Origin of the sequence: Estrella lausannensis (genome assembly GCF_900000175.1) — a bacterium.
Lineage (GTDB): Bacteria > Chlamydiota > Chlamydiia > Chlamydiales > Criblamydiaceae > Estrella > Estrella lausannensis.
The window spans coordinates 1-22,205 of the sequence record NZ_CWGJ01000027.1 but is presented as its reverse complement, the minus strand read 5'-3'; the positions used below and the strand labels follow the sequence as shown (position 1 = coordinate 22,205).

Sequence of the window (22,205 nt, the reverse complement as noted above, 5' to 3'; positions counted from 1 at the left end):
TGCAGAAGAAGAGGCCCCCCTCGAAATCAACGCCCGGCGAGCAAAGCCTCTTCCTCTAATTCATAAACAGGGACAGCCGGCACTCCCCTGTTGTCGCCCTGAATAACCGTTCCGGGATCATCGCCGTTAATAAACGACTTAACCTGCAAAATAACGCCGTTTTTCTCAGCAAGCTTAATACAGCGCGGGTGCAGCACTTCCGCTCCCCGACTCACCAGTTTATAGGCATCTTCGTAGGTCATCGAGGAAAATTTAACCGCCTGGCTATGCCTTTTGGGATCGGCGTCAAATATCCCCGCAACATCTTTATAAAATTCAACTGAAGGGGCCCCGATCGCGGCAGCCAAAGCGACAGCCGTCGTATCCGAGCCCCCTCTGCCCAGCGTCGTGATCTCTCCTTCAGTACTCACACCCTGGAATCCTGCGACAATCGCCAGATGCCCGTCGGCAAACGTTTTGTGCAGGCGATGCGGCTTTACATTCACTATCTTAGCACCGGTGTGTTCATGGCTGGTGACAATCCCGGACTGGCTGCCTGTAAAGCTTTTGGCCACCACACCATTTTTGGCAAGAGCCATTGCCAGGAGCGCGATACTGATCCTCTCTCCGACGGTGATCAGCATATCCATTTCCCGTTTGGGCGGATTCGGGTTCACTTTCCTCGCGAGCGAGATCAACTCATCGGTTGTATCTCCCATAGCGGACACAACGACGGCGATATTGTGATATTGCGTCCTTCTCTCCATGATAATTTCAGCGACACGCTCAAAGCTTTCGGGGGCCGCCACCGAAGCGCCTCCAAATTTCATCACGAGAACTTTTTCCATACCCTCACCGGAGAACAGAGCCTGCAGACCGTTCAGCCAAAACCGATAACAGCTCACCGTCAGATCATAGGCTTCTTTTTATACTCATTCCAGCTCAATCGTACATTTAAAGCCGCAGCTGGCAAGGCTTCGCTAACAACGCATTTCTCATTACACCGAAACTGTCTCAAAACCAGGTTTTTGGCAAAGAGAAAGCTCCCTCAGATTAAAAGATTGTATACCGAGGCTATCTCAAAGCTAAAATCCCCAATTTAGCGGTCCTCTCGTTGTAGCGCCTGTGTAAACTGAAATAATTCAATCTGGCAGGCACTCTCGTATTGCTTCGCTCACCTGCGTCGCCTGCAGGGGGAATTAAAATTTACTTTTGGATAAAGAAATAAGTTCCCTCTGGAATGAAGAGTGCCAACGACCCGCGCCTCAAAAATATGCCGAAAGTGGCCCAAAATTCAGGATTTTGAAGCACTTTCGGTATAACATGTTGGATACAATTCCTTAACATGCTATCCTATCTTCTCTAAGAGTTTTGGTTCTCTTCAGCTTTTAAATTCACCTCAGGCACCCATCTACCCAACCGAAACACTTTAAAGTCTCAGAAAAGCCCGCAGCGAGCCTTGCTAATGAGATCGCTTGCCTTTGCAACATGAGCTTAAAAGCTTAAGAGACTATTAACAGATCCGGATTCCGTCGATTTGTAGGATTATTTCGATCCCTTTTTGGGGGGCAATATGCAAGAGCTGATATTGACCCTTAAAAAAGGATCGAAAAACAGGTCAAAAGACCCCAAAATCAACAGAAGCCGAATCCGTTAACAGTCTCTAAGAAGTTCTTTAATTCAACTATATGATAAAAGAACCAAAAAAACTTGGTTAAAGTTTTTTATACAATATTACTAAATTACTTACATTGAGTCAACATCAAGTGAATACCATGTTCGAGCTAGAAAAAACATTCCGCTTTGAAGCCGGCCACGTCCTTGCACACCACGACGGAAAATGTAAAATTCCCCATGGCCACTCCTACGTTCTTACAGTTCGAGTCCGCTCGCCGCACCTGCAAACCGAAGGCCCCAAACGGAACATGGTGATCGACTTTCAAGACATCTCCTCTACAGTCAAACCGCTTATTAAAGAAAAACTAGACCACTGCTGGCTCAATGACAGTTTGGAAACAGATTCACCTACAGTTGAATACATCGCGCTTTGGATCTTCAACCAACTCAAAGAGAAGATCCGCGGACTCCACTCTGTCACGCTGCAAGAGACTGAAAGCTGCAAGGTAACCTACTTCGTTAATTAAAAAGGTCAGCCAAAACCCTCAAATCCTGAGAGACTTTCGTGTAAAAATCGTTGGAGAGACGACACTCAGGCATTACCCATGCAAGAGCATAAACGCAAAACCCCTCAAACGAACACTATCCGACGCCGCACTAACAGAATTAAAAACGAGAACGCAAAAAACCTTAGAAGAAAAAATCGATTCCATTCCGGCAAAAGAAATTTTGTTTTCTAAAAAAATTGAATTTTTTTCTAACCTTGGAACGCGAAGCTGAAAACTCACCATTTTAGCTGAGGAAAACCACCCCTTTAGATGTTGCTTTTATTCTTTTCCTTCTGCTAACCTGTGTGAATTAATAAGTAAACTGTAGGAGAAACCTTTAAATGTCAAAAAATAAACACTCAACCTGGGATAAAGAGAGCATCGTCGACGATATCCAGTTTCGCGATGATGACCTGAAAGAATTTGAAAACCTCTTGAAAGAGGAAAAGCTTGCGGCAGAAAGCGATTCCCCCCAGTATACGCCTGGAGCCATCCTTAAGGGAACCGTTGTTGAAATCTCAAAAGACTATGTCGTCGTTGACGTAGGCTTAAAATCGGAAGGCTTAGTTCCCGTTTCCGAATTTTCCGACCCCTCTTCGCTCGTGCTGGACGGCGAAATCGAAGTTATGCTGGAGCATGCAGAAGACAGCCACGGACAGATTGTTCTCTCCAGAGAGAAAGCCGAAAAGCAGCGCCAGTGGGAATTCATCTTGGAGCATTGCGAAGAAGGCTCGATCGTCACAGGCAGAGTATTGAGAAAAGTCAAAGGCGGCTTGATGGTCGACATCGGCATGGAGGCATTCCTCCCCGGATCACAGATCGACAACAAGCGTATTAAGAACCTTGACGAGTTCATCGGCAAAACCTACGAATTCAAAATCCTTAAAATCAACATCGAAAGGAAAAACGTCGTTGTTTCCAGAAGAGAGCTCCTCGAAGCTGAGCGCATTTCGAAGAAGGCGGAACTGCTTGAAACGATCCAGATCGGCGATGTCCGTGAAGGTATCGTGAAAAACATCACCGACTTCGGCGTCTTCTTAGACCTCGACGGCATCGACGGCTTGCTGCACATCACCGATATGACATGGAAGAGAATTAAGCATCCTTCCGAAATGGTGCTACTCGGACAGAAGCTCGATGTCATGATCCTGAACATCGACAAGGAAAAAGGACGTGTAGCCCTCGGCCTTAAGCAAAAAGGACCGAACCCCTGGGACGAGATCGAGAAGAAATATCCTCCAGGAACACGCGTTAGAGGAAAAATCGTCAACCTGCTGCCCTACGGCGCGTTCATCGAGATCGAGCAAGGCATCGAAGGTTTGATCCACGTTTCCGAAATGTCGTGGGTGAAAAATGTCACAGATCCTTCCGAAGTGGTCAAAAAAGGCGAAGAGATCGAAGCGATCGTTCTTTCTATCCAGAAAGAAGAAGGCAAAATCTCCCTGGGCATCAAGCAAACCGAGCACAACCCTTGGGATGATGTCGAGCAAAAGTACCCCGTTGGAAAGAATGTAAAAGTTGAAATTCGCAACTTAACTAACTACGGAGCATTTGTTGAACTTGAGCCGGGCGTTGAAGGACTGATCCACATCTCCGATCTGAGCTGGATCAAAAAAGTGTCCCATCCGTCCGAAGTTCTCAGCAAAGGCGACATGGTCAACGCCATCGTACTTTCCGTCGACAGAGAGAGCAAGAAAATCACGCTGGGTGTTAAGCAGCTGACTTCCAACCCATGGGAAGACATCGAAAAAACAATGCCGGTGAACACTCTGGTTAAAGGCAAAGTCACAAAGATTACAGCGTTCGGCGCTTTCGTTGAACTCGAAAACGGCCTCGAAGGGCTGATCCACGTGACAGAGCTTTCCGACCAGGCATTCGGCAAAGTGGAAGATGTGGTTTCCAAAGGCGATGAGGTAACAGCAAAGGTTATTAAGCTGGATCCCGAGCACAAGAAGATCGCTCTTTCCATCAAAGAATACCAGATCGATCAGAACCAGTGCAGCCAAGACGACATCGAAGTCGGCTCCGGCAAGCCTAATGACGAATAAGGTCTGCGACTAAACTAGGCAGCGAAAGCGCTCCTCAAAGGAGCGCTTTCGCTGAAGTTCTTCAATTTTGAAGAGCGCTCTTTCCTTAAAGAGTTCCTGCTAAGTTAAAACTTCGTGAGCCTTCTTTGCGGTGAATGGGACAATAAAGTGTCTCTCGAGCCAAAGGAAAGCGTCTTTTAACACAGCAGTAACTTTTTAAATGAGTTCTTTTGAAATCCATGTTCCTCTATAGCCTGGATAGCTTCCCAGAAGGCAGGCTGCCTCGAGAAGCTAACTGAGGATGAGACAAGTTTCAAGATACTCAAGCAAGAAAGCCGCGTTGTATACCCGAGAGATGGTTCTCGGTGTTTTGTCTGTGTACAAACTCGCTCTTAAAGAAAGCAACTTCAAACCTTTTAAGGCGCTTTTTTTATTCGCGTTGTGTAAATCGGCCAGTTCGTGCACAATTCGCTGCTTGAACAGCACGTAAGACACTTTTTGTCCTTTTGGATGCCTATTGGTAAAAAGTGATGCGTCAGCGAAGAGAGCTACACCAGACCACAAGGGTAAATCGCCGAAAACGAGCAAAGCTCGGCGGCAGAAAGATTTTGATTAATTAAGACAGGGGCAATCGATGAATAAAGATCTCATCGCTATCTTCGAATATCTAGAAAGAGAGAAGGGAATCCAGCGCGAAGTGGTGATCAGCGCCATTGAAGAGTCGCTGTGCGCAGCGGCGCGCAAAAGCGTTTCCGGCGCATCCAACGTTACGGTCTCGATCAATTCTAAATCGGGAAATATCGATGTACTTTGCGAAAAAGAGATCGTAGACCACGTAGAAGTTCCTGCTCAGGAAATCTCTCTTGAGGAAGCGAGAAAGATCGATGCTGATTGCCAGATTGGACAGTTTATCGACATCATCGTTACTCCCAGGGATTTTGGACGCATCGCAGCGCAAAAAGCCAGGCAGATCATCTCGAGAAAACTCAAAAGTGCAGAGCGCGATGTCATCTATGAAGAATACAGGCACAGAATCAACGACATCGTTTCCGGCACAGTGAAACGTTTTATCAGAGGCAGCAACCTTGTTGTCGACTTGGGCAAAGTCGAAGCGATCATGCCGATGAGAGAGTACCCCAAAATTGAAAAGTATAACATTGGGGACAAAGTCATCGCTCTTCTAAAAGAGGTGGTCGACACAGAAAGTGGAGGCGCAGAGGTTATTCTATCCAGAAGCAGCCCAGAGTTTATTCGCCATCTGCTCGTACAGGAAGTACCTGAAATCAATGACGGAACGGTCATTGTCGAGAGAATCGTGAGAGAGCCTGGCTACCGCACGAAGCTGGTAGTGAAGTCAACCAATCCAAAAGTAGATCCTGTAGGCGCCTGCGTCGGCATGCGCGGAATGCGTATTAAAAACGTTGTCCGGGAAATACACAATGAGAAGATCGATATCATCCCTGCTGCGGAAGACCCGGTAGAGCTTTTACAAAACGCGCTGTCGCCCATCGAGATCAGAAAAGTCAGCTTGAGCGAAGATGATAACATCATCTCAATCGTTGTCGAAGACGATGACTATGCAACAGTCATCGGCAAAAAGGGAATGAACGCAAGGCTCAACGGAGATCTGGTTGGCTACGAAATCGAAGTCAAGAAAATGACCGACTACAAGAAGACCTTGGCAATCCAGAGAACTGAACTTGCCGATTCCGAGGACCCTGCCCTTGATGAACCGCTGAAGCAAATCGAAGGCATCAACAGCCTGATTTTCGAGCACCTTGTGGCTGAAGGATACAACACTGCCAGAAACCTTCTGATGGCAACTCCAGAAGAACTGGCAAAGATTCCAGGCATCAGCATCGAAATGGCAGATAGAATACTAGACCAAATCCGTAAACAAAGGATGTAATCCTTGGCTAAAAACCTAAAACTCAATATTAAAAACACCCAGATCGCTAAGGCTCTCAACTTAGACAGCCTGAAAGATAAGCTGGCCAAGAAAAAAGCGGGCGGAAAAGAAAAAGAACCTGCCGAGCAAAAGCCCGTTCCGAAGTCGACAAAGACTAAAGCGGACAAGGCTAAAGCCGGCAAGGGGGCCGCCGAAGAACATGTCGATCTTCCGGAAAAGGAAGAAGCGCCAAAAATCAAGGCGCGATCCCGCTCTGTTTTTGCAGAGCCGGAAAAGAAAGAGGAGCCTGTCGAGCAGGAGACTCCAGTCGAGGAACCGGCGGAACCGGAAGAAGAGCTTTCTTTAGAGTCGAAGATTTTCAAAGACGCCGAAGAGGTTCGCGAAGAGTCTTTTGCTGAAGAGAAAGAGCCCACTCCACCGGTTGTGGAAGAGCTCTCCATAGAAGCTGAGCCTATCGTCGAGGAGACCGCGAAAGAGGAAGAAGCCAAAACGGCCGCACCCAAGCCAGCGGAACCTGAAGTTAAAGCACCGGTACAAGAACCGGTCGCTCAGCCGCCGAAACCAGTCACGCCACCGCCAGTAAAACTGGGACCGACTGGACGCCATGTCAAAGACCTGCTGGTTAACCGTTGGGCAAAACCCTCTCCCGATAAAAAGGCGGGTGAAAAACCCAAAGAGCAGGTAGCTGCCAGGGATGACAAGAAAGGAAAACCTGAAGCTGACGAGCGGTTTAAACCTAAGCCAAAATCGTCGGATACTCCAGCAACTTCCGAAGAAGACGCCGACGATAAATCCGGTAAGAAAAAAGGCGTCAAGCCCGGTAAATTCAAAGAATACAAAGACATAAAACCGGCAAAACGTGGCGACGCCGGCTCATTTGACTACAGGGCGCGTCAAGGCCTCAGGGATGATGATGAAGGTTCCTATCGTAAAAGAAGGCCGAGGCACGGAAAGGAGAAACAGGAAGAAGTCCTCATCTCAAGACCTACCTCCATCAAAATCAGAACCCCTATCAGCATCAAGGATCTGGCTGGCGAAATGAAGCTCAAAGCCTCCCAGCTCATTGAAAAACTCTTCATGCAAGGTCTGATGGTCACTTTGAACGATGTCTTGGAAGATGAGATCACAATCCAGCTTCTCGGACACGAATTCGGTTGCGAAATCGCGCTGGACAATACCGAAAAAGAGCGCGTGCGTATAACCGACAAAACGATCAAGGAAGAGGTAATGGGAGCAGACCCTGATAAATTAGAGTCCAGAGCGCCTATAGTAGCCTTCATGGGCCACGTCGACCACGGTAAGACTTCACTGATCGACTCCATCCGCAAGAGCAACCGTGTTGCCGGAGAAGCAGGAGCTATCACCCAGCACATCGGAGCTTTCCGCTGCAAAACTAAGGTTGGCGACATCACTGTACTCGACACACCTGGCCACGAGGCATTCTCAGCAATGAGAGCCCGAGGTGCCGATGTGACCGATATCGTCGTGCTAGTTGTTGCTGGCGATGAAGGGATGAAGCAGCAGACGGTCGAAGCGCTGAACCACGCCAAATCAGCCGGTGTGACGATCGTAGTTGCGATCAACAAGTGCGACAAGCCCGCATTTAACCCAGAGACTGTATACCGCCAGCTTGCAGAGCATGAACTTGTGCCGGAAGCATGGGGTGGCCAGACGATCACCGTCAACTGCTCTGCGGTAACCGGACAAGGGGTAGAGGAACTTCTGGAAATGCTTGCACTTCAATCGGAAGTGCTCGAGTTGAAAGCGGATCCAACAGCCCGTGCACGTGGCATCGTACTTGAGTCTGAAATGCATAAAGGCCTCGGCGCAAAAGCCACGGTTTTAGTGCTCAACGGAACACTGAAGCCAGGCGATGCGATCGTATTTGGCTCTAACTTCGGCAGAGTCAAGACAATGCATGACGAGCGCGGACACAATATGAAATCCGCAGGCCCTTCATCGCCCGCTGAAATCACCGGTCTCTCAGGCCTTCCCGACGCCGGCGAAGAGTTTATCGTCGTCAAAGACGAGAAAGAAGCCAAGAGCATCGCAGACATCAGGGCAAAAGATGAACGACTGCTCGCAATGCAGCGTAAAGCCGTTTCACTAGAGAAGCTGCTTGAAGGCGCATCCAACAAGATGCAGAAAAAGGTACTGAATGTAATCTTAAGAGCGGACGTACAAGGATCTTTGGAAGCTTTGAAAACGGCTTTGATGAAGATCGAGTCGACCAAAGTTTCCGTCAATATCATATTCTCCGGTGTTGGCGAGATCTCAGAATCGGATGTTCTTTTAGCAAACGCCTCAAACGCTGTGATCATCGGTTTCCATACGTTGATCGAGAGCCATGCCGAGCCGCTCATCAAGCAGTGGGGCATCAAAGTGGCAATGCACGATATCATCTATCACGCGATCGATTCGGTGAAATTGATGATGGAAGGTCTGCTCGACAAGCTGGCTATTGAAACTGACAGAGGCGTTGTGGAAGTGAAAGCTGTCTTCAAATCCTCGCAGCATGGCCAGATTGCAGGCTGCCAGGTTATCGATGGCTCCGTCCACCGTAATTGGCACGTGCGCCTGATGCGTGAGGGCAAAGAGATCTGGAGAGGACCTATCACCTCTCTTAAGAGACACAAAGACGATGTCAAGGAAGTTTCCAAAGGCTTCGAGTGCGGTGTACTGCTGCCGACAAACGACATCAAAGAGGGTGATAAACTTGAAATCTACGAGGTCACCTATCAGAAGCAGGAGCTATAAGGAGCGGCTAAACTAAAAGCCGGTCTTACACCAACTGCTCCATCAAAAGTAGATAACGCCAAAGGGAAGATTTTATATCTTCCCTTTTTACATCATCATCATATTCAGGAACTAAAAACCCATGCCCATCAATAGAGTAGACAGACTCAATTCCCTTTTGAAGGAAGTCATCTCCGACATCATTCGCCGCAGAGTTAAAAACCCTGTGGTTTCCGAGCTGATCACCGTCACACAAGTCAAGATCACAAAAGATCTTCATCACGCGAAAGTCTATATCAGCATCATCGGAGACGAAAAAGTAAAAGCGGAAACTATGGACGCTCTCGATAAAGCCAAAGGCTTCATCGCCGTCCAAGCCTCCAAAGAAGTTGTAATGCGCTTTTTCCCTTCTCTGACGTTCATCCTTGATGACTCCGTCGAGAAGCATATGCGCATCGAAAACATTTTGAATCAAATCCATGAAGACGAAAGAAAGCGTGGAAGCAAAGAATAGACCCCAGGGCAATGTCGAGGGCATACTCCTTGTCAATAAGCCGAAAGGCAAAACCTCATTCAGCCTTGTCAGGCAGCTAAGAAAGCGCCTTGGTGTGAAGAAAATCGGCCACGCGGGAACGCTTGACCCTTTTGCGACAGGGGTGATGGTCATGCTGGTTGGCAGAAGCTGCACAAAGCTTTCCGATCAGCTGCTGACAGAAGATAAGGAATATCTCGCCCAAATGCTGCTGGGAGTCTCTACTGACAGCTTCGACCATGAAGGTGCCATAGTCAACACCTCGGACAAAGTTCCAACCACGGAAGAGGTGTTCGGGGCGCTCACTCAATTCCAAGGTGAAATCTTGCAAACACCTCCGATGTTTTCTGCGAAAAAAATCGGTGGCCAGAAGCTATATGATCTGGCCAGGAAGGGCATTGAGATAGAGCGCAAGCCCTGTCTTGTGAAGGTTGCAATCGAATTTGTCTCCTATAGTTATCCGGTGCTTACCCTCAAAGTGGCGTGCAGTAAAGGAACGTATATACGCTCCCTTGCCCACGATATTGGGGCTTTCATGGGCTGCTGGGCGCATTTGACAGAGCTCACGCGCCTTAGATCGGGGCAGTTTGTCATTGGTGATTGCATCGACGGAGGGCTTTTGTACCAAGAAGAGGACAGCACCCCCATCGAACAACACCTCATCTCGCCGGCAGACTTCAAATCCTTTCATCCGCGCCATAGCGAGTGACTGGCTGGCCCTCCATTTGACATGTCTTATAAAGAAAGTGTCTCAAAATTTGGCATGGGGAGCTTTTCCAAAGTAAAATCTTGAGACAATTGCAGCACATCCCCCGCCCCCTTTTTTCTTATCCTGCTTCCGGGCTATAGTGTTGCCAGCTTCATCGTGTGTGGTGGGGCTTGCTATCGTTAAAGTCCTTAAAATGGTGATCAGCGAATGCCCATAGCAGAGCTCGACTTGGATCAGTCGCTAAAAGAGCCCATCAATACCCCTCTTGTCTTCACGATTGGAACGTTCGACGGAGTCCATTTAGGGCATCAAGCCCTGATACAACGGGCTTCCGAAGAAGCTAAGCGACTGAGAGGAAAACTTGCCATCCTGACATTTCGCACTCCCCCAGCCTGGCTTCTTTTCCCCGAGAAAAAAAAGCCCCTTCTTATCTCTTTCGAGGAGAGAATTCAAAAACTTAACTCCCTGCACCCGGACTATATTTTCATTCTTGAATTTACAGAAGAGGTGGCGACCCTCACGGTGGACGAGTTTTTCGCCAAACTTAAGCGGCACTTCAGAATCGCGAAGTTTATTTTTGGTCATGACGCCACCATCGGATCAGATCAAAAGCAAAACCGGGAAAATATTTTAAGAAGTGCAAAACTGAAAGGTTTTGAGGTGGAATTCTTTCCTCCTGTCCTCTTCAACGGGCAGCCCGTCTCATCAACCCTCATCAGAGGGTACATGGAAAAGGGACATTTTGCGGAAGCTCAAAAGCTCATGGGCACAAATCAAAATTTAGCATAGGGGCTTTTATGAGGGCCTCGGAATGCGAAAGAGCGCGAGTCTCTTCCTATTTCTTCATTAGGTGATGTGCGCCTTTGAACTTCCAATTTGGAAAATTCCAAGATAGGCGCGCTATCGCTGTCATCAGAAATATAGCAGGCAATTTAAGCCCTATTCCCTGTCAGCGGAAGCCGGACAAAGAATGATGCCCCTTTGCCTGCCTGACTCTCCGCCCAGATATCTCCGCCCAGTTCCAGAATAATCTTTTTTGAGATGGCCAGGCCTAGCCCTGTGCTCTTTTCCCCCTGAGTCGCCTTAGAATCGGTTTTTGTGAAGGGATTAAAGAGTTTGTCGATATCCTCGGGAGCAATGCCCACACCCTGATCTTTCACTGCGATGAGGACATCATCGCTCGTCCTCGAGAGAGTGACTGAAATTTCCGTGTGCGGCGCGGAATATTTGATGGCGTTGCTGATCAAGTTATTGACCACCTGTTCAAGTTTCTCCTGATCGGAGCGTATGGGTGGAAGGTTTGGAACCGATTTGAAATAAATACTGATTACTTTTTTAGATGCTTGCCCGCTGCTCAGGGCGATGCAATCCTCGATGAGAGTGTGTAGATCCGTATCCTGCAAGTGAAGTTTGACCTTGCCAGACTCGATTGCTGAAAAATCCAGCAGATCATTGACCAGATGCAGCATGAATTCGCTCGACCTCTGGATTCGACTCAGCATCTTATTGATGTCGGGATCGGAATTGATCAACTCCTTCTCAAGCAGCAGTTCGCTGTAGCCCTGAATGGCAACCAGCGGCGATCTAAGATCGTGAGCGGCCATTCCAAGGAAAAAGTTCTTCTGCTCGTTAAGGTGCTGAAGCTGTCTGTTCGCCGTCTCCACTTCCGAATGCACTATGTTGAGCTTCTGATAGGCCTGCTCCAGCTCTTTGTTCTTTTCAAGAGCGCTTGAATAAGTGGAAAGGAGCAAGTTGGTGATCTGGTTCAAATTAGCGTTGAAACGATGGGACTCTCCTCTGAACACGAACTTAAGAGAATGATTTGCGGAACCCTCCGACTTAACCTGACTATTTTGAAGCACATCCTCGATGGTGGAGATCAAAATTTCTTCGGTATAGGGTTTTGTCAAAAAACTGTCCGCACCTGACTTAATCCCTTCGATGACGTCGCTCGAATCTGACAGGTTTGTCAAGATGATAACCGGTATGGCGGCATAAACAGGCGTCTCTTTGACTCGGCGGCAGAAGTCAAAACCGTTCAATTTTGGCATCTCGATATCACTGATAATCAGATTTGGCCTTCTCTCGGCAATCTTATCCATTGCATCCAGGCCATCTTTTGCCAAAGACACAGCAAAAGAGTGCTTCTCGAGCGTCTTCTTAAGCAGCATTGCTTGCGTTGAGCTATCTTCAACAACTAAAATCTCATAGCAAGCGTTCGTTTGCAGACAGTCAACGGTACCCTTTAGTGAAGTCATGATGGCTCCTCTTACCCATTTCCTTTGCCGAGAGCAGCTTTCAGTATCAGCGCTGCAATTTCGTCGAGATTCATGCTCGACTGCGAAGCTCCTATCTCCACTGCAGCCTTCGGCATACTGTACATAACACAGTCATCTTCGCTTTGACTTACAGTTAAAGCGCCGCTTTTACGCATTTCAAGCAGCCCCTGCGCCCCATCGCGTCCCATTCCCGTAAGGATCACTCCCATAACATCCCTTTTATAGGTAGTCGACAGAGACTGAAAAAGCCTATCCACAGAGGGACAGATCTCCTTCTCCTTGCCCTCTTTTAAAAATATCTTGCCTTTCTCGCCTACCACCATATGTTTATTATCCGGCGCGACGTAGACAAATCCCGGCTTTGCCGTCTCCTCATTTTGCGGCAGGCGGATTTTGAGGGCACTGTTCTTTTGGAGCCACTTGGCAAATCCTTCGGCAAAGCCGGACGAGATATGCTGCACGATGAAGAGGGGCACAGGAAAGTTGGCGGGAAGTGTTGAGAGTATCTTCTCAAGAGCCAGAGGCCCTCCGAGAGAAGCTCCAATACCGATAGCCTGTATGCTTGTTTCTTCCTTTGCCTTCAAGGGAGCTTTCCCTGCCGATGAAGAGCCTCTACCGTGATTCCTTGTAACCACTTTAACTTCCGCCACGGTCTTTATTGTTCCAATCAGCGACTTGGCCATCTTTTCGTAGTTGGGATCCTCTATGCTGACCGGCCTCGACAAGATCGCGAGAGCTCCCGCCTCCATCGCTTTGAATGCCGCCTCCAGATCATTTGAAGCATAAAGGCCGCTCACCATCACGATGGGTATGGGCTTGATTCTCATGATCCTCTCAGTGGTGTCAAAACCGTCTAAGCGGGGCATCGAAATATCCATCGTGATAACATCGGGAGTGAGATAGGCAAGCATATCCAGAGCCTTTTCCCCGTCAGCGGCAAACCCGATCACCTTGATCTTTGGATCGCTTTCGATGACATGCGCAAGAAAGCGGCTCGCGACCGTAGAGTCGTCTACAATGAGGACTTTGATCAATTTGTTTTCCTGCATTCCTATACTACCATCTTGTATTGTTCAACGATCTCTTTCAAAGTGCTTCCCACGCTATTTAATGAAAGTACAGAGCTTTCGATCTGACGCATATGTTCCACGTGCTGTCCGCTCGCTTCATTGATATTTGCCATCGCTACCGTCACCTGATCAATACCGATAAGCTGTTGTTGGCTAGAAAGGGCGATTTGCTTTGCCGCCTGTGCCACCGTCTCTATGCTGAAACAGAGGTTTTTGATTGCCGCGGCTGTCTCAGACGACTGTTCGACACCTTTCGAAACAGCCTTCGACCCCTGTTCTGTGGCCATGACGGCGGCGCTTGTGGCGTTCTGGATGTCGTTAAGAATCGATCTAACCTGAATTGTCGCCGATTTGGATTGCTCGGCTAAATTTCTGATCTCCTGCGCCACCACGCCAAAGCTCTTTCCCTGCTCCCCTGCTCTCGCCGCTTCAATGGCGGCATTGACAGCCAGGGCTTTCCCAGCCAGCAAATTGGACTGTTCGGCAAGATCGTTGACAGTGTCGATGATAGCTCCGATTGCCTGACTGTTTTCACTGAGCTTGATTATGCTCTCAGAAATGGTGCGCATCTTTTCTTGGATTTGCAGCATGTCTGCGATGGTCGACCCTAGGGACTGCTCGCTTGTCCTGACAATCTTGAGCGTCTCTTCTGCATTGTCTAAAACTCCCTGAGCCTTTTCTGAGGCGACGTGAGCTGTTTGCTTCAACTCCTCTGTTGTGGTTGTCGTTTCCGTGACGGCAGCCGCCGTCTCAGCTGTGTTGGAGGAGACTTGAGTCACTGAAGTCACGATCTCATGGCTTGAGCCGACCACGGTTTTAACTTCCGACTGAACCTTGCTGATCATCTGCCTTAGCTTATTAATCAGATCTTTGACGGCAATGGCCAGGGTATCTTTCTCTGAACGGGGAACTACCGTCGCTGTCAAATCTCCTGACGAGACTGCCTTCAGGGCTTCAATGATAAGGTTTGTCGTCGCAATCATCCTCTGCATCGCGAGTAAAAGCTTCTCTATCTCATCTTTGGACTTTGTCTCAATTTGGACCGTTGTATCTCCCTTGGCAAGCTGGTTCACGGCGTTAATTGTGTAATTCAACGAATCGGTGATATTTTTAATTAACAAACCGGCGGACAGAAGACCTGCTATCGTTCCGAAAGCCATCAAAAAAAATGAGACCCTAACAGCTTGGGAGGCCTCATCGACTTCTTCTTTGAAGTCTTTGGCCGTCTCATTCAAATGCATCTGGATGAGCAAAATCCTTTGATCTTGCACGGGATCGAAAACGCTAGGGGCCTGTTGAAGGAATTTTTCCAAGGTTTCATAGTCTTTCTTGGCGTAAATTACCTGCAGGTTCTTAAGCTCTCCCCGAACCTGCTGAATCCCTGCCGCAAGTCGACCCCAGGCGCTATTTTGCTCTTGCGTAAGATTGAGCTTGTGATACGCATCCACAGAGGAGCTTATGCTCTCATCGACATTTTTCAGAGATTTCTCTCCCTCTTCCCAGCTCATCGTTTTGGTATAAACTTTGACGGCATCGAAGAGTGCGTGATTTATCTTGCTGCCAATCTGGTAGAGCTCTCCGGTGGCATCGACCCCCCCATGGTAAATTCTCTCTTGCCCCGCAAGCGCATGCTGCAGGCTGAACCACCCGTAAAAACCGAGAGCAAGGATCGTAGCCGACATGAAACCGGCCAGAATAATAAGTCGCGCCTTGATTGTGATCATCGTTTAACCCTCTTTTCAAAACCTTCTGATGTTCGTCATTTCTTATCTGGCCCACTGTAGCATGGCACTTACAGGGCAGCGAGAGAAGATTTCTAAATCAAATTCCTGATAATATCGAGCAAGTTACCCTGCGTAAACTGGCTCTTTTCCAAATAGGCACTCGCCCCCACTTCCATTCCATGTTCCCGGTCTTTGGGGCTGTCTAGCGAAGTGCAAAGAATAATGGGTATCTGGCGGCCCTTCTCCAAGCTTCTCACTTTGGTGGTTAAAGTAAATCCATCCATCCTGGGCATTTCCACATCGCTGATGATTAAATCGACGTCCTGGATTTTAAATGCCGATAGAGCCTCGAGTCCGTCAACTGCCACTTTAACAACGTAACCGGCCGACTCTAAGATATTCTTCAGTAACATCCTTGATGTTATCGAGTCCTCCGCGATCAGAATCGTTCGGGCGGACTCTCTCTGATCTTTTGCCTCCACTCCGATCTCATGAGTGGCAGAAGTACTTGATTTGATTAAGTCCTGCGGGTTCAAAATAGGAATCACCTGTCCAGAATCTGTCAGGGACACCGCCATCACATTGCGTACTCTCTTCAAGTTCTTGCCCAATCCCTTCACGAGCACATCCTGTTCACTGACGATCTCGTCGACCGTAAAGGCAATCATCTTGTCCATCGCTTTCACAATGATGGCGTTCAGCATGCGGTGACCGGTGGAGGAGCGCTTAGTCTCGAGGCCAAGGAGCGCAGCAAGGGAGATGACAGCTATCGCCTTGCCTTCATAACTGATGATCTGCCTGTTCTCTACTGTTTTAAGATCTTTGGGGTTGATGCGGATGACCTGCTTCACATTGTGCGATGGAACGATAAAACTCGCCTCGCCAAGCTTGAAATGCACCCCCCGGAAAGTTGCCAATGTCAAGGGAAGGACTATTCTAAACGTTGTACCCTCATTTTTTTTCGTCTCCACAAACAGCTGACCGCCGAGCTTATCGACTTTATCTGCGACAATTCCCAGACCCACCCCCCGGCCCGACAAGTCGGTGATGATGGGAGCAGTCGAGACGCCCGATCCAAAAATCAACTTCAAGCATTCCTGATCAATCAATGTGACCGCTTCCTCTTCGGTCAAAACTCCCTGCCTGATCGCCGACTCCTTAACCTTGGCAATGTCAATTCCCTGTCCGTCGTCTGTGATGACAAGCTCCATGGAGTTGCCGCCCGTTTCTGTAGCCCTGACGAAGATGGTCCCACTCGCTTTTTTTCCTGCACTCTCGCGAACGGCGGGCAATTCAATACCATGATCGATGCTGTTACGGATCAGATGGATCAGGGGATCTTTCATCTCTTCCAAAATGCGCCTGTCTACCTCGATATCAGCGCCAGCAGTCTCAAATCGGACGGTTTTACCCTGAGACAGGGAAATGTCGCGGATCATTCGGGGAAATGAATCGAGCACCGTGGATATGGGCTGCATCAGCATTTTCCTCGCCTCATCAAGAAGTGAGTCGACAGAGCTCGTCGCTACCTGTTGATATTGTGAGGTCTCTTTGATCAAGGCGTTGAGATTGTCTTTGAGCGAAGAGATAAAGTCATGTGTCCAATCGATATATTCAATCGTGCCGGCTAAAGAGCTATGCTGATGATCTTTTACAAAAACGCTGTCTTCTGCACTCTTGCGCAGTGAAAAAATTCCATGCTGGGCTTTACCCCACTTCTTCTCCCAGGCTCTGAATGCTTGATCTACATTTTTCAAATTTCCAAGCTGCTGCTTAAACGTCAGCTTGACCATCAACATTTCCTCCACCTGTTGAAAAAGGGAATCCAATTTTTCCAACGAGACACGGATTGTCGCTCCGTTATGATTTTTGACAAAAGCCTCCTCTGCCTGAGCTTTTCTTACCGCCTCTTGTTCCATCTCGCCTGAGGTAACAGCACTAGGCTCTTTAACTTGCCGCAATGGCGCCGTCTCTTTGACAGGTTCCGGCTCATTATGAGGTGAGATGCCCTCTTTCCGCTCTTGTCTGATCGCTGCCGCCATCTCCTTTTTTACCATGATCAGCTGATCGAGCCGCTGCAGCAAGTCGACAAGGTCCTCCGCCTCGCCTCCGCTTCCCTGCGGCAGCTTGACAAGCTTTCCGATCAGATCCAAAGTCTTGTGAAGGGTGTCGAAAAACTCCTGGGTGGCCGCGATCCTAGACTGTTTCCAGGCCGCTAATACATTCTCCATGGACTGGCAAAGGCTCTGCACACTTGAGAAGTTCACGGAGCGGGCGGCCCCTTTCAGGCTATGCGCTTCCCTAAAAATTGATTCCACACACGCCTTCGCCTCTCCTTCATGCGGGTTTCTTTCCAACTCCAGCAAACCGTCGGATATTGCTTTGAGATGCTCTTCAGCCTCGATTTTAAAAGTCGAAAGAAGGGCCGCCTGAAACTCAGCTTCCTTTTTATCCATCGATTTCCTCATCCACAATAAGCTGTCTTGAGTCGATCAGACTGGCCCCATCCAAAAGGGCTACGCCTTCAGTCGTTATTCCTTTGAGGTAGACGGACTGCGACTCGGCTATCGTCGGAGGCGGAGGCTGGATGAGAGAAAACGGGATGGACTCCACACCCAAAATTGCCGTGGTGCAGACCGCAAAGGAGTGGTTTCCACCCTTTAGAATGATGACCCGCTCCGGTTTATGGGAGGTGCTCTTTTGAGAGCCGAACAGGATCGCCAAGTCGATGATGGCAAACACCTGCCTTCTGACATTCATCAAACCATAGACAAACGCGGGAGTGCAGGGAAGAGGGGTGAACTCTTTTAAAAAGCACACTTCAGCGACATACCGAATTTCGATGGCAAAAATTTCTTGGTGGAGTTGAAACTTCAAAACGTCAGCGACGTTCTCTGGCTTCTTTTCCTCCAGGCTTTTAGCCAGCTTTTCAGCTCGCTCCTCCAAGATTAAGCTTCGTTTATCTTGACTCATACAGATGCGCTATCTCTTTCTCCAGGCGGTCTATCGTAGCTATCAACTCCTTGGCCATCACATTCTCCATCCCTGGCACGAGCTCATCGCCGCTCATCTTTTGGAGCAATCGTATCGCATTTTTCAGCTGCCTTTTTCCGGAGCTTATCTCTTTATTTTTCAATTGAATCAGTCCGATGGAAAAATGCGCTGCGATCATATTCGGGTTGAGATAGAGGGCGCTGCGAAGCGCCAGCATCGCTTTTTCCTCTTCTTTCATTTCCTGCAGCAAGGTGGCATGCAGGTAGTGAATCTCAGGATCCATCTTCTCTGCCTGGAGAGCTATCTGACACCACTCAAGCGCCTCCCTCAACTTTCCTTGATTAGCTAACGCATGGATGAGAAGACGCAGCTCTTTTAGATGACTCTTCAGCGAATTGATTGCTTTAAGATGAACTTTCAGCGCATTAGCCAGCTGCAGTGCCACTTCCGTATAAAGGCCTTGGTTGTAGAGGGACCGGCAGCTTTCATAAAACTCTTTGGGATCATTCGCCTCACACTTGCACGGAAGAGCTGCCGGCTCTCTTGACGGACGGCTTTTGCCGAGGGGCACTTCGCGCTTGACTTCAGCACCTTTTTTATTTTTCAGCGGAACCGGAGGCAATGCCGACCGTTTTCCATCTGTCTTTCTAAATACAGTGATCTGATGGCTGGAGACACTGGCAAGGTGGGTATGGGAAACAAAGGGCACTTCGACAGCGGAAACAGAAAACCATCCTTCATCGGCCAAAGAACCGACCAGTCTTTTGATCGTTGCATCCACCTGTTCTTTGGAAAAATAGATGAGTACGTTATTGCACAAAATGAGATCGAAGCCGCTGAAAAAAGGATTGAGAGGGCCATAAGCTCCTCCGATCAAGTTAACTTGATGGAACTCAACCAAGGAAGCAATCGAAGGAGCGAGAGCAAACTCGCCGTTTCCCTCCTGGTGAAAGTATCTCTCAACTACTTCTTTGCTCATCGAGCGGAAAGACCACGACTTGTAGCGGGCCTCCTTCGCTTTTTTTAAAAAAGCAGGATTGATATCCGAAGCGATGATTTCAATCGCCCACCCCTCATGTCTTGGCACCATCTCATTTAAAAGGATCGCAATCGAGTAGGGCTCTTCGCCTGTCGCGCAGGCTGCGCTCCAGACCCGGATCCTTTTTTCGCCAAGCCGCCGCCGGCGGATAATTTCAGGAAAAATCTCCTCCCGCAGCATCGAAAAGAGCTGCTTATCCCGGAAAAAATAGGTCTCGCCAATCGTCAAATGCTTCGCCAATACCTCGATTTGCCGGGGGCTGAGCTCTCTCTGAAAAAACGACTCCGCCAGTTCATGCAGATCTTTAAATCCAAGATCATGAAGAGCCAACCCCAGTTTCTTCTCAAGGACATGCAGCTGGTCGGGAGGAAAAAAAATCCCAATCTGGCTGGATAAACGGCAACTGAGCTCCGCCAAAAGATCCTCTGAAACGATTGTGCTCTTTTTCTCTGTCCTCATGGAATCTTTCACCTTTTGGCAATCCTTGCATCCATCAGCTGCTCCCGCGCTGGTAACCTATGAGCATCCGATTCAAGCAATTTGCTCAGATTGAAGAGCAAAGTGACCTGATGCAAATCATTCACTATCCAACGCCACGCATCCTCTTTACTTTTCGACTCCTGCAGAGACGAGAGCTCCTGATTCGGAATTTGAGCGATCTCTTCGACCCTGTCCACCCAAAAAGCACTCAACTGATCGGCAATAACGCAAATAATGAGCTGGTCGGTCAATTCTATTTCTTTCTGTCTCAACCCCAGAAGAGACCGGCAGTTAAACACGGGGACAACTTCGCCGTGAAAATTGATTATCCCCATCATATGATTCTTAGGATGAGGTTGATGCGTGACCTTAACCATCGAAATGACTTTGCGCACAGCCGCTAACTCAAGGGCAAATTGCTGCGAGTCAATCACAAAGACTAAAATATCCATTTCTGAGCTCAGATTTGCGGCATCTTTTCCTACCAATAAAGGCTTTTATTGGTGTAAATCAATCTTTTTATATCCAATATGGAAAAGACAATTTTTCAAGGTGCATCCCGATGAAAGAAAAGTTGCTGGTTATCAACGATGACGACGATGTCCGCGACGTGATTTCGCTCTTCCTTAAATCGAGAGCATTTGAAGTGCTGGAAGCATCGGACGGATATCAAGGAATCGAGAAAGCTGCCCTGAACGCCCCCGATCTCATTTTGCTTGATGTGATGATGCCGGGCATCGACGGCTACCAGGTCTGCAGGGAGCTGAAAAAAAATCCGGCCACAAAAGAAATCCCTGTGATCTTCCTCTCTTCTTTGAATGATCCGAAGGATAAGATCACCGGGCTTGAGTCGGGAGGGGTGGACTTTGTGACCCGAGTAGAAGACAAGGGGGAGCTCTTAGCCCGTGTTCAAACACATCTAAAGCTTGCCGCCCTGACAAATGCCGTCAAGGAACAAAATGCCGAACTCATCCAGAAGCAGCGGCTTTTGGACAACGATCTTAAAATGGCAGCCTCCATACAGCGCAGCTTGCTTCCCGACAAAAAGTTCCAATCGGCGCATATGACATTCGCCTGGAAATGCCTTCCCTGTGAGATGATCGGAGGGGATATTTTCAACAGCGTTCCGGTAGATGAGTCCCATGCGGCAGTCTACATCCTGGATGTGAGCGGACATGGCGTAGCCTCGGCGATGGTGACGGTCGCCATCTCGCAGTTCATCCAGCAATTCATCCGTAGCTTTCCCAAGAATCAAGGCTCGATCATGAATCTTCCGCAGGTCATCACGGAACAGATGAATAAGGAATTCCCCTACGAGCGTTTCAACGAGTTCTTCACCCTCTTTTTTATGGTCATCAACACAGAGACAGCAGAGGTGAGCTATTGCAATGGAGGACATCCTCCACCTGTCATCTTACGCCCTGAGCATTTGTTTGAAGTGATGGAAGGCAATGAATTCGCGATCGGAATTGCCGACGCCCGCTACCCGCTGCATCGAAAAAAACTTCAGAAAAAGGATAAAATTGTTCTCTACACCGACGGAATCTTGGAGTGCAGGAACAGCCTCGATGAGATGTACGGCCAAGATCGTTTTTACACTTTACTCGAAAAGATCAAGAGCGAAGAGCCTGACAACTTCGTCCACAGGATCTCCGTCGAGCTGAGTGAATTCACTTTGGGCAGCCCGCCCATGGACGATATCAGCCTGATGGTGATCGAGTTCTAAGAGACCGTCTCTGAATTAAATTTTTAGCATATAGCTTTCTCCTCTCTCGAAGCAGAAACTCTGACTCGAAAAGCCATCCAGAAGATTTATCCGACAAAGAATGGGAGCAAATTGAACCCATATTAAAGGCAAACACCTATCGAAATGCCGGAACCAGGTGCAAATACGCTAGACGGGAAATGCTCTATGCAATTTTCTACCTCCTCCGGACTGGGAGCTCTTTTTCACCTTCGACCCAAAGGGCAAAAACTGCCTGAGAAAGTATATGCTGATCAAGGAGATTGTGGTGAGGATATGGCGATCCGAGCGAAGAAATATGGGGTTGATTTGGAAACGATAAAACGTCGTGAATCCAAGGGATTTGTACTAGAGGCAAAAGATGGGTGGTCGAGAGAACATTTGCCTGGTTTGATAAATTCAGGCGGCTAGGCAAGGATGATGAACTCGTGAGGTTAACCAGTTTATCGATGATGTACTTGGTAATGGTAAGGATTATGTGCAAGAGAATCAGCCAGAGGGTTTAATTCAGAGATAGCCTCTAAGCAAAACAACCGCATTTACAAACAATCTTATTTTAAATAGAATTAGAAATAACAGACTAATAAAAAAACCAAAAAATTAATAAACAAAAAAAACACAAGACAGAGATAAAAAGTTTCTAAGAGAACAAGCTCCCTTAAAAATGCCTTAAAAAAAACCCATCCATCTTAAGCGGTATTCGATCTGCACCCTTTTCACCTGGTGCAAAAGACTTAAGAAGACAATTGTTCGGCTAACGGAGCATAAGATTGAACTCCTAAATCAGGACGAGGTCATGACCAATCCGATTCCATCCA

Annotated in this window: 18 protein-coding genes; 10 read left to right on the top strand and 8 right to left on the bottom strand. The window is 48.2% G+C overall.

Annotated elements, in window-relative coordinates:
- Positions 1-26: 26 nt before the first annotated feature.
- The gene (locus ELAC_RS10150) at positions 27-827 is read right to left on the bottom strand and encodes an aspartate kinase (protein ID WP_098039179.1); all 801 of its coding nucleotides are present in this window, start codon (positions 825-827) and stop codon (positions 27-29) included.
- Between the two features lie 927 nt (positions 828-1,754).
- Here ELAC_RS10150 and queD point away from each other — a divergent pair.
- The 7 genes from queD to ELAC_RS10110 all read left to right on the top strand — a co-directional run bounded on the left by queD (position 1,755) and on the right by ELAC_RS10110 (position 10,846).
- Positions 1,755-2,123, top strand: a complete 369-nt coding sequence (gene queD / locus ELAC_RS10145; RefSeq protein WP_098039178.1) for a 6-carboxytetrahydropterin synthase QueD — start codon at positions 1,755-1,757, stop codon at positions 2,121-2,123.
- A gap of 362 nt (positions 2,124-2,485) precedes the next feature.
- Complete coding sequence (rpsA, locus tag ELAC_RS10140) at positions 2,486-4,192, top strand: 30S ribosomal protein S1 (protein ID WP_098039177.1); 1,707 nt, start codon at positions 2,486-2,488, stop codon at positions 4,190-4,192.
- A 613-nt stretch (positions 4,193-4,805) separates the two neighbouring features.
- Positions 4,806-6,080 (top strand): transcription termination factor NusA, encoded by a 1,275-nt coding sequence (gene nusA / locus ELAC_RS10130; RefSeq protein WP_098039175.1) that lies wholly within the window; start codon positions 4,806-4,808, stop codon positions 6,078-6,080.
- A gap of 3 nt (positions 6,081-6,083) precedes the next feature.
- Positions 6,084-8,837 carry a translation initiation factor IF-2 gene (gene infB, locus ELAC_RS10125; RefSeq protein ID WP_098039174.1) on the top strand — a complete coding sequence of 918 codons (2,754 nt, stop codon included), beginning with the start codon at positions 6,084-6,086 and terminating at the stop codon, positions 8,835-8,837.
- A 121-nt stretch (positions 8,838-8,958) separates the two neighbouring features.
- A complete protein-coding gene (gene rbfA / locus ELAC_RS10120; protein ID WP_098039173.1) occupies positions 8,959-9,330 on the top strand; it encodes a 30S ribosome-binding factor RbfA in 372 nt (123 codons plus the stop codon).
- Entirely contained in the window at positions 9,296-10,057 is a 762-nt protein-coding gene (truB, locus tag ELAC_RS10115; protein WP_098039172.1) for a tRNA pseudouridine(55) synthase TruB, read from the top strand. Before rbfA ends, truB begins: the two co-directional genes overlap by 35 nt.
- Positions 10,058-10,264: 207 nt before the next feature.
- A complete protein-coding gene (locus ELAC_RS10110) occupies positions 10,265-10,846 on the top strand; it encodes an FAD synthetase family protein (protein WP_098039171.1) in 582 nt (193 codons plus the stop codon).
- A 143-nt stretch (positions 10,847-10,989) separates the two neighbouring features.
- Here the strand turns inward: ELAC_RS10110 and ELAC_RS10105 are convergent, their stop codons facing one another.
- From ELAC_RS10105 to ELAC_RS10075, 7 genes are all read right to left on the bottom strand, one after another.
- Positions 10,990-12,315 carry a hybrid sensor histidine kinase/response regulator gene (locus ELAC_RS10105; protein ID WP_098039170.1) on the bottom strand — a complete coding sequence of 442 codons (1,326 nt, stop codon included), beginning with the start codon at positions 12,313-12,315 and terminating at the stop codon, positions 10,990-10,992.
- A gap of 11 nt (positions 12,316-12,326) precedes the next feature.
- Complete coding sequence (gene cheB / locus ELAC_RS10100; RefSeq protein ID WP_098039169.1) at positions 12,327-13,385, bottom strand: chemotaxis-specific protein-glutamate methyltransferase CheB; 1,059 nt, start codon at positions 13,383-13,385, stop codon at positions 12,327-12,329.
- Positions 13,386-13,387: 2 nt separating this feature from the next.
- Positions 13,388-15,130 carry a methyl-accepting chemotaxis protein gene (locus ELAC_RS10095; protein ID WP_098039168.1) on the bottom strand — a complete coding sequence of 581 codons (1,743 nt, stop codon included), beginning with the start codon at positions 15,128-15,130 and terminating at the stop codon, positions 13,388-13,390.
- A gap of 92 nt (positions 15,131-15,222) precedes the next feature.
- The gene (locus ELAC_RS10090; RefSeq protein WP_158227869.1) at positions 15,223-17,586 is read right to left on the bottom strand and encodes a hybrid sensor histidine kinase/response regulator; all 2,364 of its coding nucleotides are present in this window, start codon (positions 17,584-17,586) and stop codon (positions 15,223-15,225) included.
- Complete coding sequence (locus ELAC_RS10085; protein ID WP_098039166.1) at positions 17,579-18,103, bottom strand: chemotaxis protein CheW; 525 nt, start codon at positions 18,101-18,103, stop codon at positions 17,579-17,581. Before ELAC_RS10085 ends, ELAC_RS10090 begins: the two co-directional genes overlap by 8 nt.
- Positions 18,090-19,622, bottom strand: a complete 1,533-nt coding sequence (locus ELAC_RS10080) for a CheR family methyltransferase (RefSeq protein WP_143406499.1) — start codon at positions 19,620-19,622, stop codon at positions 18,090-18,092. Before ELAC_RS10080 ends, ELAC_RS10085 begins: the two co-directional genes overlap by 14 nt.
- 8 nt (positions 19,623-19,630) lie before the next feature.
- Complete coding sequence (locus ELAC_RS10075) at positions 19,631-20,095, bottom strand: chemotaxis protein CheW (RefSeq protein ID WP_143406498.1); 465 nt, start codon at positions 20,093-20,095, stop codon at positions 19,631-19,633.
- A gap of 110 nt (positions 20,096-20,205) precedes the next feature.
- Here ELAC_RS10075 and ELAC_RS10070 point away from each other — a divergent pair, with 110 nt between their 5' ends.
- From ELAC_RS10070 to ELAC_RS11805, 3 genes are read left to right on the top strand one after another with little or no spacing between them, the layout of a single operon-like run.
- A complete protein-coding gene (locus tag ELAC_RS10070; protein ID WP_098039163.1) occupies positions 20,206-21,369 on the top strand; it encodes a SpoIIE family protein phosphatase in 1,164 nt (387 codons plus the stop codon).
- Positions 21,370-21,383: 14 nt separating this feature from the next.
- Positions 21,384-21,626, top strand: coding sequence for a transposase (locus ELAC_RS12090; RefSeq protein ID WP_098039217.1), 243 nt, complete (start codon positions 21,384-21,386; stop codon positions 21,624-21,626).
- Entirely contained in the window at positions 21,556-21,798 is a 243-nt protein-coding gene (locus tag ELAC_RS11805) for a hypothetical protein (protein WP_143406497.1), read from the top strand. The genes ELAC_RS12090 and ELAC_RS11805 overlap by 71 nt, the downstream gene beginning before the upstream one ends.
- Positions 21,799-22,205: the final 407 nt, after the last annotated feature.

Excerpts from the sequence above, each read along its gene's own strand:
- ELAC_RS10150 (WP_098039179.1), bottom strand. The coding sequence starts at position 827 with ATGGAAAAAGTTCTCGTGATGAAATTTGGAGGCGCTTCGGTGGCGGCC.
- queD (WP_098039178.1), top strand. The coding sequence starts at position 1,755 with ATGTTCGAGCTAGAAAAAACATTCCGCTTTGAAGCCGGCCACGTCCTT.
- rpsA (WP_098039177.1), top strand. The coding sequence starts at position 2,486 with ATGTCAAAAAATAAACACTCAACCTGGGATAAAGAGAGCATCGTCGAC.
- nusA (WP_098039175.1), top strand. The coding sequence starts at position 4,806 with ATGAATAAAGATCTCATCGCTATCTTCGAATATCTAGAAAGAGAGAAG.
- rbfA (WP_098039173.1), top strand. The coding sequence starts at position 8,959 with ATGCCCATCAATAGAGTAGACAGACTCAATTCCCTTTTGAAGGAAGTC.
- truB (WP_098039172.1), top strand. The coding sequence starts at position 9,296 with ATGAAGACGAAAGAAAGCGTGGAAGCAAAGAATAGACCCCAGGGCAAT.
- ELAC_RS10110 (WP_098039171.1), top strand. The coding sequence starts at position 10,265 with ATGCCCATAGCAGAGCTCGACTTGGATCAGTCGCTAAAAGAGCCCATC.
- ELAC_RS10105 (WP_098039170.1), bottom strand. The coding sequence starts at position 12,315 with ATGACTTCACTAAAGGGTACCGTTGACTGTCTGCAAACGAACGCTTGC.
- cheB (WP_098039169.1), bottom strand. The coding sequence starts at position 13,385 with ATGCAGGAAAACAAATTGATCAAAGTCCTCATTGTAGACGACTCTACG.
- ELAC_RS10095 (WP_098039168.1), bottom strand. The coding sequence starts at position 15,130 with ATGATCACAATCAAGGCGCGACTTATTATTCTGGCCGGTTTCATGTCG.
- ELAC_RS10090 (WP_158227869.1), bottom strand. The coding sequence starts at position 17,586 with ATGGATAAAAAGGAAGCTGAGTTTCAGGCGGCCCTTCTTTCGACTTTT.
- ELAC_RS10085 (WP_098039166.1), bottom strand. The coding sequence starts at position 18,103 with ATGAGTCAAGATAAACGAAGCTTAATCTTGGAGGAGCGAGCTGAAAAG.
- ELAC_RS10080 (WP_143406499.1), bottom strand. The coding sequence starts at position 19,622 with ATGAGGACAGAGAAAAAGAGCACAATCGTTTCAGAGGATCTTTTGGCG.
- ELAC_RS10075 (WP_143406498.1), bottom strand. The coding sequence starts at position 20,095 with ATGGATATTTTAGTCTTTGTGATTGACTCGCAGCAATTTGCCCTTGAG.
- ELAC_RS10070 (WP_098039163.1), top strand. The coding sequence starts at position 20,206 with ATGAAAGAAAAGTTGCTGGTTATCAACGATGACGACGATGTCCGCGAC.
- ELAC_RS11805 (WP_143406497.1), top strand. The coding sequence starts at position 21,556 with ATGCAATTTTCTACCTCCTCCGGACTGGGAGCTCTTTTTCACCTTCGA.